The organism is Serratia sp. Z4, assembly GCF_009900725.1.
GTDB lineage: Bacteria > Pseudomonadota > Gammaproteobacteria > Enterobacterales > Enterobacteriaceae > Serratia > Serratia nematodiphila.
Genome location: NZ_JAAABD010000002.1, coordinates 748,973 through 762,629 on the forward strand (window position 1 = coordinate 748,973; position 13,657 = coordinate 762,629).

14 protein-coding genes are annotated in these 13,657 nt (G+C 56.0%); all 14 read right to left on the bottom strand.

What is annotated here, in order from left to right; translation table 11 throughout:
• Positions 1-87: 87 nt before the first annotated feature.
• The 14 genes from gspS to GT753_RS11530 all read right to left on the bottom strand — a co-directional run bounded on the left by gspS (position 88) and on the right by GT753_RS11530 (position 13,657).
• Complete coding sequence (gene gspS / locus GT753_RS11465) at positions 88-486, bottom strand: type II secretion system pilot lipoprotein GspS (RefSeq protein ID WP_160125591.1); 399 nt, start codon at positions 484-486, stop codon at positions 88-90.
• 76 nt (positions 487-562) lie between these two features.
• Positions 563-763, bottom strand: coding sequence for a hypothetical protein (locus tag GT753_RS11470; protein WP_015378375.1), 201 nt, complete (start codon positions 761-763; stop codon positions 563-565).
• A 116-nt stretch (positions 764-879) separates the two neighbouring features.
• Complete coding sequence (locus GT753_RS11475; protein WP_021505808.1) at positions 880-3,015, bottom strand: peptidase domain-containing ABC transporter; 2,136 nt, start codon at positions 3,013-3,015, stop codon at positions 880-882.
• Entirely contained in the window at positions 3,002-4,297 is a 1,296-nt protein-coding gene (locus GT753_RS11480) for an HlyD family secretion protein (RefSeq protein WP_075686604.1), read from the bottom strand. Before GT753_RS11480 ends, GT753_RS11475 begins: the two co-directional genes overlap by 14 nt.
• A gap of 73 nt (positions 4,298-4,370) precedes the next feature.
• Positions 4,371-4,730 carry a hypothetical protein gene (locus GT753_RS11485; RefSeq protein ID WP_004935280.1) on the bottom strand — a complete coding sequence of 120 codons (360 nt, stop codon included), beginning with the start codon at positions 4,728-4,730 and terminating at the stop codon, positions 4,371-4,373.
• Between the two features lie 138 nt (positions 4,731-4,868).
• On the bottom strand, positions 4,869-5,810 hold the full coding sequence (locus GT753_RS11490; RefSeq protein ID WP_004935283.1) for a fimbrial protein: 942 nt from the start codon (positions 5,808-5,810) through the stop codon (positions 4,869-4,871).
• A 42-nt stretch (positions 5,811-5,852) separates the two neighbouring features.
• The gene (locus GT753_RS11495) at positions 5,853-8,429 is read right to left on the bottom strand and encodes a fimbria/pilus outer membrane usher protein (protein WP_160125592.1); all 2,577 of its coding nucleotides are present in this window, start codon (positions 8,427-8,429) and stop codon (positions 5,853-5,855) included.
• 54 nt (positions 8,430-8,483) lie between these two features.
• Entirely contained in the window at positions 8,484-9,167 is a 684-nt protein-coding gene (locus GT753_RS11500) for a molecular chaperone (protein WP_160125593.1), read from the bottom strand.
• A gap of 56 nt (positions 9,168-9,223) precedes the next feature.
• Positions 9,224-9,763, bottom strand: a complete 540-nt coding sequence (locus tag GT753_RS11505) for a fimbrial protein (protein WP_004935293.1) — start codon at positions 9,761-9,763, stop codon at positions 9,224-9,226.
• 302 nt (positions 9,764-10,065) lie between these two features.
• A complete protein-coding gene (locus GT753_RS11510; RefSeq protein ID WP_154612866.1) occupies positions 10,066-10,242 on the bottom strand; it encodes a hypothetical protein in 177 nt (58 codons plus the stop codon).
• Positions 10,243-10,402: 160 nt separating this feature from the next.
• On the bottom strand, positions 10,403-11,911 hold the full coding sequence (locus GT753_RS11515; RefSeq protein ID WP_160125594.1) for a PhoPQ-activated protein PqaA family protein: 1,509 nt from the start codon (positions 11,909-11,911) through the stop codon (positions 10,403-10,405).
• A gap of 70 nt (positions 11,912-11,981) precedes the next feature.
• Positions 11,982-12,380, bottom strand: coding sequence for a hypothetical protein (locus tag GT753_RS11520; protein ID WP_160125595.1), 399 nt, complete (start codon positions 12,378-12,380; stop codon positions 11,982-11,984).
• Positions 12,381-12,464: 84 nt separating this feature from the next.
• Entirely contained in the window at positions 12,465-12,698 is a 234-nt protein-coding gene (locus GT753_RS11525; RefSeq protein ID WP_004935304.1) for a hypothetical protein, read from the bottom strand.
• A 131-nt stretch (positions 12,699-12,829) separates the two neighbouring features.
• Complete coding sequence (locus GT753_RS11530) at positions 12,830-13,657, bottom strand: Cof-type HAD-IIB family hydrolase (protein WP_004935307.1); 828 nt, start codon at positions 13,655-13,657, stop codon at positions 12,830-12,832.

Here is a 13,657-nt window from a genome sequence, read left to right on the forward strand (position 1 = left end):
ATCATTTCAAATGATGAGCGATAAATCGTTATCCTGCAAAGAATTTTTGGGCGCCCGTGGCGAGCGCCCGACAGGCACACCGTAGCGCTACTCCATGTAGTCTTCCTGATCGGCCTGCGCCGCCGCGATAAAGCGCGCGGTGCTGCGGCTGAGCATGGCGCATTTGTCCGTCAGCAGTTGACTATCCTGTTGCAGAGTCAGGTAACGCGCCTGGGTGAGCGCCGGCAACTGCCGATACCCTGCCGCCTGCGTATCCCAGCCGCGGTGCTGCGCTGCACGCATCGCGGTGCGTTGCAATTTCACGTCGTCCGGCACGTCGCTTCGCCCGCAGTCCACGCGCAGGAAATGCCCGCCGGCCAACATCAAAGCGATGTGATCCAATTGCGCCTGCAGCGGCGGCGCCGGTTGATGCGCCGTCTGCTGACAACCCGCAAGCAGCAACAACGCCGCTACGCCGCAAAGAGACGTGCGAAACAGAGTAGACATGGACGCTCCCGGAAACCTGTGGGTGATGCAATGATCTTAGGTGAGCGGATGCCGGGCGGCAAGGCGGGCAGCACGCTTAGCGCCGGCCGCTGCTGACCTTGGTGGCGCGGGCGGGGTTGCCGGCGACGAATTCCAGCGTGGGGGAATAGTAAAACGGCAACCAGGCGTTATAGCCGCTCTCCCACTCCCATTTAACCGGGCAAGGCCACAGCATGTCTTCATGCAGGATGTAATAGATCCACCGCCCGGGCGGGCGGCGCGGTTTGCGCGTTTTCATAGCGGGTTCGACGGCCTGATGGAATGCGATAGGGTCAACTGCTGCATTTTACCGCGATTTGGGTCGCGGGGACAGCCTGCGTTGCCGGCTTCGCCCCCGGCGCCGGCAAGCGCCCTTTATTCACCGCCGCCTGCCGGCGCACCGCTCCCGGCCCCCAGCACCACCACCCTGTCGGCCGAGTCGATGGTCGACTTTCTGTGGGCGACGATCACGCGCGTAATATTCAGCGAAGATATCGCCCGGTTGATCGCCGACTCATTCTCAACGTCCAGATGGCTGGTCGCTTCATCCATAAACAGCACGCTCGGGCGGCGATAGAGGGCGCGCGCGATAAACAAACGTTGCTTTTGCCCGCCGGAGATGCCGTTGCCCAACTCGCCGATCAGGGTTTCGTAGCCCATCGGCATCTGCATGATTTCATCGTGGATATTGCTGTGTATCGCGCAGGCCATGATCAGCTCTTTATTGGCATTGACCTCAAACCCGCTGATGTTTTCCGCAATGGATCCGGAGAACAGCCGGTCGTCCTGCAGCACGCAGGCGATCGCGTTACGGTAGTTATTCACCCCGACTTTATGGATATCCATCGCGTCGGCCAAAACCTGGCCGGAAGTGGGGCTGAGCAAACCGCACATCACCTTCAGCAAGGTGGTCTTGCCCGCGCCGGAGGCGCCCACGACGGCCACGCTTTCACCGGCCGCAATGCGCATGTTCAGGTCTTTGAAGATCGGCCGCGACAGCGCGTCATATTGATACGTAAGATTTTTTACCTCAATGGCAATCCCCGTGCCCGAGGGGAAAACCTGTCGCGGCGCGGACTCCGTCTCCGCATCGGTAAAGACGATGTCGGATATCCTCTCATTGTGCAGCGACAGCATGCGCAAGCCGATCGCCAGGTCGATCAGGCTCGAGGCCCGCTGAGAGAACTGGCCGCGATAGGCATTGAACGCCATGAACATGCCGAGCGTCATGGAATTGTCGATGACCATCATGGCGCCAAGCCACAGGATCGCCACCTGATCGAGCGTCGTGATAAAGGTATTGATCCCGCCGAACATCATATTGAATCGGGTGATTTTGATATTGGTATTGGCGGCGTCGACGTTCAGATTGAGCCAATAGCTGGAGCGCGTTTCCTTGATGCCCAGCGCCTTGACGGTCGAGATGCCGTACAGCGTCTCCATGAAATGCGAGTTGGCCTTGGCCGCCTTGACGATCTGCTCCTCCGAGAATTGACGGTAGGTTCTGTAAGTCATCATCCTGATGAGGATGTAGATCAGAGTGAAGCCCGCCACGACCCAGACCAGCCAGCCGCCGTAGACCATCATCATCGCGAACAGCCCGACCGTCATGATGCCGTCGATGATCCCGCTGACGATATTATTGGTAAAGGTGGTTCTGATCGCATCCAGCGAGGAAAAGCGCGATTGAATGTCCCCCAGGTGCCGTTTTTCGAAAAAATCCAGCGGCAGCTTCATCAGGTGTTCAAACAGCGTCGTCTTCCACTGAATATCGGTCAGCGTCCCGAGCACGATGGAGATCCAGGCCCTGGCGATGCTGACCACCGCGCGGAACAAGGTGAAGAAGATCAGCCCCAAACAGATGACCGTCAGCAGGCTGTAGTCATGCGCCTGAATGACATGGTCGGTCACCAGTTGCGTTCCCACCGGCAGCAGCAGGTTGACCGATTCGATGACTATCGATAACGCAAAGATCTTGAGCAGCGTCCCCGGCAGGCCCTCGATGTTTTTCATCAAATCCAGCAGGCGCAAACGGGTCTTGAGGGTCTCTTTTTGAAATGCCCTGTCGGGCCACAGCTCCAACGCGATGCCGGTAAAATGATTCGACATCTCCTGCAGCCCGATCACTCGGCGCCCGAAGGCCGGATCGTGAATGACAAAACCGGCGCGCTGCACCTTAACCAACACCACGAAGTGGTTCATATTCCAGTGCAGTATGCAGGGCGTTTTCAGCTGATTGATTTCGTCGATGTCCAAGGACAAGGCGCGCGTCTTCAGCTGGATTTGCGACGCGATTTGAGAGATCGTCCCCAGGGTCGCGCCCTGGGTGGAAATGCCGAATCGCTGCCGCAGGCTCAGCATATCCACATTAAACCCGTAATAGGAGGCGATCATGGCGAGGCACGCCAGGCCGCATTCCGATGATTCCGACTGCAAGATGCTCGGCACCCGCTTGCGCAGTGAGAAGGTTAACTTCTCGTTGATCCGTTCAAAGAGATTATTGTCCTTCATCGACTCGCCCCACAACGCTGTTTTTTATGTCATACAAAGGCGCGACCGCCCACTGATAAAGCGGTTTCTTATCCAGGAAGACGATGACCCTGGCCTGCAGCCCGCTGCTGATTTCGAGATATTTGCCTTTATCGCTGAATTGCGTGTCGCTGATGGACGCCAGCACTTTGTAGTAGGCGTTCCTTTCCCTTTTATTTCCGCTGCTGTATTCCGACATTTCCTGCGGGGAGGCGGGGACCGACGAGATGGATTCTATTTTTCCCGGAAACTGACCGAATTTATCCGACGGGAAGGCTTCATAGCGAATGTTGATGCCATCGCCGATTTTCACGTAGGGCAAACTGTTATTCGGCAGCCATAAAACCAGATAATATTTGATGTTATCAATCGGCTTGATTTGCGCCAGACTGCTGCCGCTCTCGACCACCTGCCCGGCGGTCACGCTCAGCGACTCGATTTTCCCCTTGAGCGGCGCTTTGATAATGACCTGGCCGCCGGCATTGGACTCCGCCAGCTGGCGTTGTAAATCACTGCGTTGCGATTCGCTTTGCGATATCTGATTGTCGTAATCGGCGGCGCGAATCAGCAAATCGCTGCGCAACTGCGACAGCTGAATATTTTGCTGGATCTTTTGGCTGTAGAGCGCCTGATACGAGCTTTGCTGTTGTTGAAAGAGCGAACGCTGATAATTTAACTGATCTTTGGTGATCAGGCCTTTCGTCAAATAGTGTTCGTAATTTTTCAGGCTATCCCGCATTTTATCCATCCCCTCTTTGGCGCTGAGGTTCAGTTTCTCGGTTTCTTTATAGGCGTTTTCATAGCTATTGATCTGTTTGCGCAAATTATCCAGCATGGCGGTTTTATTTTTATTCAGCTTGCTGATTATCGAATCCAGATTGCTAATCTGTTTGCTTATTTCGCTGGCCGCGATATGGCTGACATTGCCGGACGTGGTGCTTCTCGAGACATCAATCACATACAGCGGCTCGTCCTTTTCCACGATGTCACCGGCTTTATGGAATGCCTGGCTCACGTAACCGTATTGGGAGGAAAACACATTGGTGGAATGCGGGATGCTGATCACCTCGCCTTCAACATCGACCCGGCGCGTGTACTCGCAAAAATAGAGTGCGCCCGCCAGGATCAGAATAAAAGTGAAACAGGTGGCGGCAATCACATGGCTCGACGCGCCGGAAATTAACAGCGCTCTGCCGGTCCATCTTTGACGTTGATAATTGACCGCCTCCTGGCGGAAAATATTCCTGCTCTTATTATCACTCATAGGAAGAACCTGCGCTTGCCTGACCGGGAGACAGCCGCAGCGAGAACGCTGCGGCTTTGGACCGCATATGGATTTAGCTGATGGTGCCGTTAATCAGCCCATCGAGGCCTTTTTTGGAGTATTCCAGCGTGGTGTCCCAGCCAATAACGGCTGCGGCCACGCCGCTGGCTACGCCGCCCAGGATGCCGCCGGCGACCATGCCGACGCCCTGGCCAATCGAGCCGACGCCCAGCAGGCCGCCGCCGTCGCCGCCGTGCTTACCGCCGATGACGGCGCCCGCCATGCTGCCCACGGAGGCGCCCAGAGCGATGGATGAAACGGCTTCCGCGGCATTGGAAACGGCGCTGCCAATCAGCCCCGACAGTCCATTGCTCATATCCCAGGAATAAGCGCCTGACACTTCATTCATTTCGATAACAGACAGTTCTTTCATTGGTTAATCTCCATATTTAAACGGACAAACACGGCCATACATGCGTGTTGTCATTGCATTGGCATCGGCCTGCAGCGCCTGATGCCACCAATAATGTCGTGCGAACAGACGACATTATATTTTTAATGGGGGGTCTCTTTAATTCTGCGTAATGGTGAATGTCATCACCGCGTCGGCCTGCCCGGGGCTAATGGCTCCCGTTTGCTTATAGCGCGCCATCAAGGGGATCCTGATCTCTTTTTCAGCCGCGGTGTGGTAATTGATCGGTCTGGAAAACGTTAATGGATTACGGTTCTCATCCAACACTTCCACGGCGACGCCCTTCGCCGCATCGGCGCCGTCGGCGATATCAATCATTCCCACGCCTGGCGAATTTCCGGCCGCCTCGAACGTGACCTGAACCGGAATATTGTCCTCCTGACATTGCAGAACCACGGAAAAATTGCGTTCGGAAGACGCCGCCGTGCTGCCGACGCCGTTAAACTCGCTGCGTTTAGGGCTGCCCAGATTCACCGTTTGATTTTTATAGTTCAAATCAACCAGGCAACTTTTCTGAATGACCTTCATGCCGGAAATACTGAGATCCAAAATGGAGGTCGAATCCAGATAATATCTGGCGATAATTTTCCCGCCCATATCGCCGCCGGTTTTGATCGGGCCGGTTTTAATAAACGTCAGCCGAACATCGTTTCGATTGATCCACGGCGTCAGCAAGTTGGGCGAAATCGCCGTGTTGACGGGCACGTTCTTATTGCTCTGCCATAAGTCTGAAATCGTCACCCCCACGCCCTCGATGCCCGTTTCAAATACGCCGGGCAGCGCGCTCGGCGTCAGCGGCGACATGGAGCGATAGGCGACCGAGCCGGAACAAAGAAAAGAAAACGTCGTGCCGTTCATACTGTTCTCGGTTCGAACAGCCAGCTGCTCGCCGACTTCGATGCGCGGATCCACGGCCAGCGTCAGCAACCCCATACGGGCGGTTTTCGCGTTGGTGGTACAGGTGCCGGCATAAACCGCCGTCGTGAGCGTCGCCAACCACACCAGGGCGCCGTAACCGAATATCCTGAGAAAAACGTTCATTTTCACTCTCACTTAAAAGTCATGATGGAAATAGAGCGAGATCTATTGGCAAACGCCGTTTAGGGTTTGGAGACCCGCTGACGGCGGCTCCGCCGGCAACTGATAACGGATGCGGCATTGGTTCTCGCCATTCCTGCCCCACTGCGCGATGAGCAGGCCCTTTTCCGCCATGCCGGTCAGATAGACCACGCCGTCGCCGCCGACCAGGAACGGCTGAGTCGCCCCCTCGGCAAGACGCAGGCTGGCGCCCAGCGGCAGGGGGGCCCCCTGCGAGTCCGTCACCTTCATCAAAATCCGTCTGCCGACGTTGGCTTTGAAATTCGCCCGGCTCACCGCGCCGCGAGTCGGCGTGACCGACTGGTTCGTCAACTCGAGATCGACATCATCCGGCAAGCTGTCGACATCGAGGCGAATCGAATTGTTGCGATAAGGTGTGGCGTAAGGAACGATCGCGTAGCCGCGCCAGTCGGTTTTCACCCCGACCTGATTGCCGACCGCCACATCGCTCGCGCCGGCTGCCTGTACCAGGGCGACGGTTTCGCCGAACGGTTGACCGAAGGTCACGCCGTCTTCATGGGCGATCACCCCGCCCTTCACCCCGTAGTTGACGCGCTGTTGACTGCGATCGTAGGCGTAGCCCGCCGTGAGTTCGCCGTACGTCGCGCGCCAGTCGGCGTTGGCGTTGCCGCTGTTGCCCTGGCCCTGGCTGCCATACCCTTCCTGTACGCTCCAACTGAGGTTGCCGCCGGCCAGCGCCGTGCCGTTGAGGCCCGCCGTATGGCTGGTATTGCCTTTTTTGCTGGTGTTGAGGTTGTAGGTGGCGTAGGTGTTGCTCAGCCATTTCTCTAATGGCACGCTGATGTTGAAAGCGAAGATCTGATCGCGATCGTAAATGCGCCCGCGGTTCGAATCGCCGTAAATAGCCTGTGAATTCCGGCTGTAGCTGTAGTTAAAACCGTAGCTGATGCCATTCCAACTATTGTTGTAACCCGCGCTCAGCGACTGCATATTGCGCTCGGAGCCCCAATAGTCTTCGGAGACCGCGCTGAGTGAAAGCGACCCCGCCCCTTCCCATAAATTCTGGTTCAGCGTGATTTCGCCGCGATTTTTGCGGCGGTCTATCGGGGCGTAACGGTTGCCGCTGCGATAGGTGTCCAGCACTTCCTGCAGCCCATAGTAGCCGCTGGTCGAATAGCGGTAGCCGGCGATGGCGAAGTTCGTCCCCGTCTCGACGATATTTTTGCTGTAGCGCACACGCCACGACTGACCATCGCTTTTCGGCTGATGCTCCTGCTTTGCCCACGCCTGGGTGACGTCGGCCGACAGGGCGCCGAACTCGCCCAGGTTCTTGCCCAGACCCAATGCCAGCGATTGATACGGCCCGGCGAATTGGCCGCCGCCATACAGGGTGAAACCGGCGGGCAAGCCATAAATCAGGCTGGCCTGCGAGAAGATCTTTTTATCCACGCTGTGATCGTAAGTGCGGTATTGCCCCGAGGTCAGCGCATATTTCAGCCGCCCTTCGCGTTGCAGCACCGGCAGGCTGGCGAAGGGAACGGTCAGGTGCTGTTCGCTGCCGTCCGCCTCCTTGATAGTCACCTCCAAATCGCCGCTGCCGCCGGTCGGGTACATGTCCGAAATTTCAAACGCGCCCGGCGCAACGTAACTCTGGTAGATGACATAGCCGTTTTGGCGAATGACCACTTGCGCATTGCTGCGCGCGATGCCGCGCACCACCGGCGCATAACCACGCAGGCTTTCCGGCAACATGTCGTCATCGGAAGCCAGCTGCGCGCCGCGAAACGACACGCTGTCAAACACATCGGACGGGCTGCTGCTTTCGCCGAGCGTCAGCAAGCTTTTCAGGCGAATAATATTGCGCTGGGCGTAGGTATAGACGGAGTCCCAACGATCCTCCGACGCTCGCCCGCCGCCGGCGCTGTTGTAGCTCCAGGTGGTGTAGTTCCGCACTCGCCAGGCGCCCAGGTTGAAGCCCGGCCGCAGGTTGAGGTAATAACTGCTTGCGCTCTGGGTGAATCGATCGCGCCCCTTGCTGTTGCTGCCGGTGAAGCCGTAGTTCAGCAGCATCGCCGGCAGGCCTTCATCCCATTGTTCCGGCGGAACGTATCCGCGCACCTTATTTTCCAACGCCGCCTGGGGGATACTCAGCATCAGGCGTTGGCGGTTAAATTGAAATTGCGCCGAGGCCTGTGGGATCGCGGCCAAATTCGCGCAGCGATCGGCGCCGGCCAAACCGGGAAACAGCTCAACTTTCACCCCAAGCCGTTTCAGATCTTCCCGCGTCAAACAAGGCTGCAGATCGGCCTTCTCGTCGCTGCCGGCCCGCAGAGCGAACGACACGTCGCGCGTTTCCAGCAGCATGTCGTTCACCCAAATATCGACCCGATACGTGCCGGGAACCTGCTGGCCATTTTCAAAAATCGACAGATCGACGTGCTGCTGGCCTGAGCGCCCAGTTTCCAGCAACGCCGGATTAAAATAGTCACGAGAGAAGGCGGGTTTAGCCATATTGCCGCATACCGCCGTTGTTACCGTGAATAAGGCTATGCGTTTCAGCCAAGCATCCCGCTTCGCTAATATACGCTTTTGAGTTATCATTCATTAGCTCCATTATTGAAATGTTTTATCCCTTTTTCTGCCTTCCCTTACAGATTAAATACCTGACTGATGTTCTTTACCTGTGCCGCCATAATCATTAATTAATTTCCAGCTTACCGACGTTGCGCCCGCCACGGGCAATACAAACATTTCGCTGCTCATCGGCGCGATATATGCCACCTCTTTCATTTCCCGTCCCCCGATACGGACATAATGGAAGTTCATATAATAAGGCGTTGGGTTGGTGAGTTTTAATTCTGAACCGACACGCTGCCATTTCAGCTGCTGCGTCACTTCTTCGGGTACCTGGCGGAGCAGCGGCGCCGGCCGATAAATCAATTTAATGCGGGTCTTGACCGCTATTTGCAGCGTATTCGATTTACCCGTCTGGGTTGTTGAAGGAATGGATTTAATATTCATCCAATACAAGCTTTCTTTATCTTTCGGTAAGTCATCGCCCACTTTCACGATGCGCAGCATATTTTCCTGGTTGCCGTCCAGCCGAAATAAAGGCGGCGTAACGATAAACGCGATTTTATCCACCCCGCTTTGTTGATTCTCCAGCCAGGACTGAATCAAATACGGTTCTTTATCCGGATTCTCCACGCTGATTGACGCTTCTTTTTTTTCGCCGTTGAATATCACCCGCGTCCCGCCAATCACCACGCCGGCGTGAACCGTAGACGCAAACAATAAAATAATGAAAGCCGCTAAGGCGCCGTAGCGATTAAAACGCATAATATTATCTCCGAGGCAATACAGCCCGCTGTGAACCAGCGGGCAAGAAAATATTATCAGTTATAATTCAGCGTAAAGGTGGCGACGCTATTGGCTTTACCGGCGGTCACATCTGCCTGCGTGGAAATATAGCGGGCGGTAAAATCGAGGTTATTTTTCACGCCGCTGCCGGAAGCCAACGGATAAGCCGTCGACGCCGTGTAAAGCGGCAGAACACTGTTAGAAATATCAGACAGTTGGATACCGACGCCGGTAGCGACATCCGTTTCCTGAGTCAGCTGTAATACGTTGCTGTCGCCGTTATCGGCCGCGCCGTCAAACTTAACGGTGGCGCTTTTTACCGTATCCGGACAATCGGTGACTTCCAGCGTGAATTTTGTCGCGCTGGACGTTGATCCCTTGCCACCCGCAAATGCCGTTCGGGCCACATCACCCAAAACAACATTTAATGGATTACTCAAGTCATTCGTGACCTTGCACGCAGCATCGACAATATTCCCGGTAAAATTAACCTGACCATCTGCTGCCAGAGCAGGTAAAGCGCTTGAACACGCTGCCGCGACAAATGCCAACATAATCACTTTTTTTTCCATCATGGGTACTTCTCCTTTTGATTAGACAGACTTCAAAATATCCCCACCACGGAGAACCCGGACAGGGAGAATAGGAGCCCCGCTCCTTTCATAGTTAATTATGCTTAGCTTTCCCCCTTTAGCAATACATAAAATCAATGTAAAGATGAGAAAAGATAATTACCCCAAATAGAATTAGCATCATTCTTAATTTTATTTTGAAAAAACCGCCAAATCGGCGTTTCTTGATTCATTCATCTGGCCGCAAGGGAATTTATTATCGCGCTACTCGAAGGCGCTTTCGCCAGATCCTCCTCATTTCCCCCTCAGCCGGAAAATCGGGCGACATCGCCGTAAAATGAAAGCCTGGCGATAAAACCCGCCTTGAAATAAATGACATTTATATTACGAAAGACATCACGACGCGGCGGCAGCGAGAGGGGCGGCAGAATAGCAAAAGCATGGCGATAACGGTTTATAGAACAGGAGGGAGAATAAGGCATTCGCCGTTCGTGAAACCGGCGCGGTCATGTGACAACGAGAAAATGGCGTTACGCAGAAATATTCTGTCTGGCGCCGTTCACTATTTCTAAAATAAGGCAGCAATGCGCTCTGTCGCGCAGAATAACGCATTGCCGCCTTATTGTTTTTCGGCGCCGCTAATTAATCGTCATGGCGATAATCTTCACCCAACCCTCTGCCGGGTAGGGTTTCACACGCCAGGCCATCGCCCGCGGGAACGGCGGACGGATAGTTATCGTCCGGCGTGATAAAGACCGGTGTGGTCGCGATAAACCCATCGTTGAACACCGCCTCGATAAAGGTGGCCTCCCAGCCTTGCGCCGGGACGGCCAGACGAAACTCGCCGCGATCGGCCTCCGCTGCGGCCAACGGCTCCGGGGTAAAGCGTACGCCGCACGAATAACGAAAATCTCGCGCCGTGCGGTTGTGCGCGCTCCAGCGCCGCACGGTGGCCGGCGGTTCGGAAAAACGCAGCGTGCGCACCGCAGCATCCGCGGCGCTGCCTTGCACCTCGATCGTCGGCAACGCGATATCGCGCTGGCGGCGCTTGATCATCGCCAGTATGGCGCGTTCGGCGGCCGGCCGACTTGCCGCGCGATCCCCGTCGGCAATCGCGCGCAGCGAAGCCTCTCCCGCTGAGGCGCTGAAATAGAATCGCGTGCTGTCCGGCGGATAACGTTCGTCGCCGCTGGCGATGATGACATATTTCGGTACAGCTGGCCGCGCTCCCGCCGTCGGCGGCGGATAAGCGGTGGGATCCGCTATTTGCATCAGTTTGTCGAACGCCGGCGTCTCTATGCGCCGATCGATGCCGAGTTGGTAATAAGGATGAAACGCCAACGGCCAACGGCCGCCATACGTACGATAGGTATGCTTCAAGACCTGCCGCGCCGCGACCCCATCCGGGAACATGGCGACGACGGCATCGATGCGCTCATCCGACAATGACGCCAGCCACGCCGCGGTTGCGCCGCTCGCCACGCCCGCCACGATGAATTTATCTATCCCCCACCGGCTCAATTCGCGCTGCGCCAGCGTCATGGTTTGCGACAAGGCCGCCGTCATGGGGATCGCCAGCGGCATCATCAAGTATTCATCCGCATCGTCCAGGAACAAACGCCAGCCTCTGGCCTGGCTGTCCTCCCCCGTACGACGCCGCCCCTCATTTTGATATTCCAGGTACGGATAAGGCAGCCGGTTGACGACAATCACGACGGTGTGACTTTCCGCCGCCAATGCCGCCGGCATAGCGACGGAAAACGTCGCATTTTGCTTGCCTGCCCCGCTCGCCCCTGCGGCGGCGCAAGCGCAGTCATCGCTCATCAGCACCAACGCTTTACGGGCAAGCGCACCGTTGGGGATATAAATATCCACATCGTGCCACCATTGCGTCGGCCGGATGGCGTCTTGCGGCGACCAGGATTGCGACATCAACCGATAATGGCGTATCGACACGTCATGGCCGTTATCCACGCCCTTTAACGAATATGACAGAGGCAATATCGCCAACTGATTGTTATAACAAGGAATAACGGTGTGCAAGGCGGGATGTTCGTCCGCAAAGCAGCGATCTTCCTCTGCCGCCATGGCCTGCCGGCCGCCGATTAAGGCCAGGCAAATCAGCGCGATGTATCCGATGCGTTTTAGCATTTTTTCCTCCCCCCTTTGTCCGTGGCAAATCCCTTGTACGCCGCCTGGCGGCAGGAAACCTTCCGCGCGCCTAGAGCACCTGATGAAAGCGTATCGGATAGCCAAAGCTGTCCTTTTCGAACGCCACGTCCCTGTCGTTCTCGCCCAGCAATAGGCTGTAAACGCCGTTTTCCTCATAACGGCTCACGGCGATATACAGCACGACCTCCCGATGGTCAGCGATCGTAAACTGTTTGCGCCTGGCGTTGATTTCCAACGTAAACGCCACCACAGGATTGTTGTTCAGAAATACCGAGGTCTGCTGCATGGAGACGATCCTGCCCTGCGCTTTCTCGGTCACCTGAAAGGGCGTGGCGTCATTGGGGGCGCGTATATCCACCTTCTTTTGGATATAGATAAAGTTAAACACCGCCAACGCCACCGCCACGAACAGATTGATGGCCATGATCAAGATGATTTTATTCGCCATGAACTCTCCCTTTGCCGTTCTTGCGGCTCCCGACATGTGCGAGGTAAAAGTGCCCTTGCGGGCACTTTTCATTAAGGGCCGGGCTTATGACGATTTACGGCCAAACAGCTGCGAGAAGGCGCTAATACCGGCATCGATGACGGCGCCAATGCCCTCACCGAGTTTGGCGCCGGCGCCCGCCGCATCCGCGTGGATCCCGAATAGACCGGTACCGGCATCTACGATGGCGCCAATGCCATTGCCCAGGATTTTGCCGGCATCGGAAGCGATGCCTGCGCCGGAAACCGCCATGACTTCTGCTTCAGTCAGTTCTTTCATACTGTCTCCTTTGTATTTATCGACATGTTTAGTAATGAAAAAATGAAACCCTCACTGTTTGTTCACCTCCTTGTTATCTGCCCACGAAAGACCCTGTTGCCAATGCGTTCACCCGCGCGGCGGTGACAATGTCAGAACAGGCCGAACTCACGGCAGAGATAATCGGCAACGCCATTGCGGCTGTTGGGCAACGCAATCGGGTTAAACGGTAGCGCGCGCTTCAATTCGCCCATGGCATTGCCCATCACCACCCCCGTTCCGGCCCAGCGCAGCATGTCCAAATCGTTCATCGCATCGCCGAAAGAGAGGCAATCGCGCATCGCTATCTGTTTGGCGCTCAGATAGTCGGCCACGCTCCTGGCCTTGGAAATATGCTTATCCATGATGTCTATCGTTTCCGCAGAGGACTTACAGATGGACAGCGTTTTTCCGAAAGCCTGACTGACCTCGTCGTAAAACCGCTCGATCAGCGCCGCTTCCCCCTGCAGCAGCACTTTCAGGATCGGTTGCCGTTTCATCGCCTCCGGCTCGACATAGCGGCAAGCGACGCCCGAGGTTTTGATATAGTCGGCAAAATGCGGATTCTCTTCGGCCATCATCCATCCTTCCTGGGTGAACAACGTCACGTGGAGCGGACAGGCGAAGAGGTAATCCATCAACATCATTTGGCTGTCGCGAGGCAGGAAATAGCTTTTATCCGCCACCGGCCGCCCCTCGATATTGACCATCGCGCCATTGCAGGAGACGATCGCCGGCGAGAACCCCAAGCCATCCACAATCCCGCGCGCATCCGCATCGCAACGGCCTGTCGCGATGACGATTTCCAGTCCGCGGGCATGCAGGATATTGAGCGTTTCCACCGTCAGATCAGACAGATTTCCGGCAGGATCCAGCAAGGTTCCGTCAAGATCGCTCACGATCGCCCGGTATTTTATTTTGCCGTCGATAGCAAGCCACAT

Bases quoted from the DNA above. Each gene is read 5' to 3' on its own strand.
- GT753_RS11495 (WP_160125592.1), bottom strand. From the start codon at position 8,429: ATGATAACTCAAAAGCGTATATTAGCGAAGCGGGATGCTTGGCTGAAA.
- GT753_RS11490 (WP_004935283.1), bottom strand. From the start codon at position 5,810: ATGAACGTTTTTCTCAGGATATTCGGTTACGGCGCCCTGGTGTGGTTG.
- GT753_RS11510 (WP_154612866.1), bottom strand. From the start codon at position 10,242: ATGCCTTATTCTCCCTCCTGTTCTATAAACCGTTATCGCCATGCTTTT.
- GT753_RS11500 (WP_160125593.1), bottom strand. From the start codon at position 9,167: ATGCGTTTTAATCGCTACGGCGCCTTAGCGGCTTTCATTATTTTATTG.
- GT753_RS11520 (WP_160125595.1), bottom strand. From the start codon at position 12,380: ATGGCGAATAAAATCATCTTGATCATGGCCATCAATCTGTTCGTGGCG.
- GT753_RS11515 (WP_160125594.1), bottom strand. From the start codon at position 11,911: ATGCTAAAACGCATCGGATACATCGCGCTGATTTGCCTGGCCTTAATC.
- GT753_RS11475 (WP_021505808.1), bottom strand. From the start codon at position 3,015: ATGAAGGACAATAATCTCTTTGAACGGATCAACGAGAAGTTAACCTTC.
- GT753_RS11505 (WP_004935293.1), bottom strand. From the start codon at position 9,763: ATGATGGAAAAAAAAGTGATTATGTTGGCATTTGTCGCGGCAGCGTGT.
- GT753_RS11525 (WP_004935304.1), bottom strand. From the start codon at position 12,698: ATGAAAGAACTGACTGAAGCAGAAGTCATGGCGGTTTCCGGCGCAGGC.
- GT753_RS11530 (WP_004935307.1), bottom strand. From the start codon at position 13,657: ATGTGGCTTGCTATCGACGGCAAAATAAAATACCGGGCGATCGTGAGC.
- GT753_RS11485 (WP_004935280.1), bottom strand. From the start codon at position 4,730: ATGAAAGAACTGTCTGTTATCGAAATGAATGAAGTGTCAGGCGCTTAT.
- GT753_RS11470 (WP_015378375.1), bottom strand. From the start codon at position 763: ATGAAAACGCGCAAACCGCGCCGCCCGCCCGGGCGGTGGATCTATTAC.
- gspS (WP_160125591.1), bottom strand. From the start codon at position 486: ATGTCTACTCTGTTTCGCACGTCTCTTTGCGGCGTAGCGGCGTTGTTG.
- GT753_RS11480 (WP_075686604.1), bottom strand. From the start codon at position 4,297: ATGAGTGATAATAAGAGCAGGAATATTTTCCGCCAGGAGGCGGTCAAT.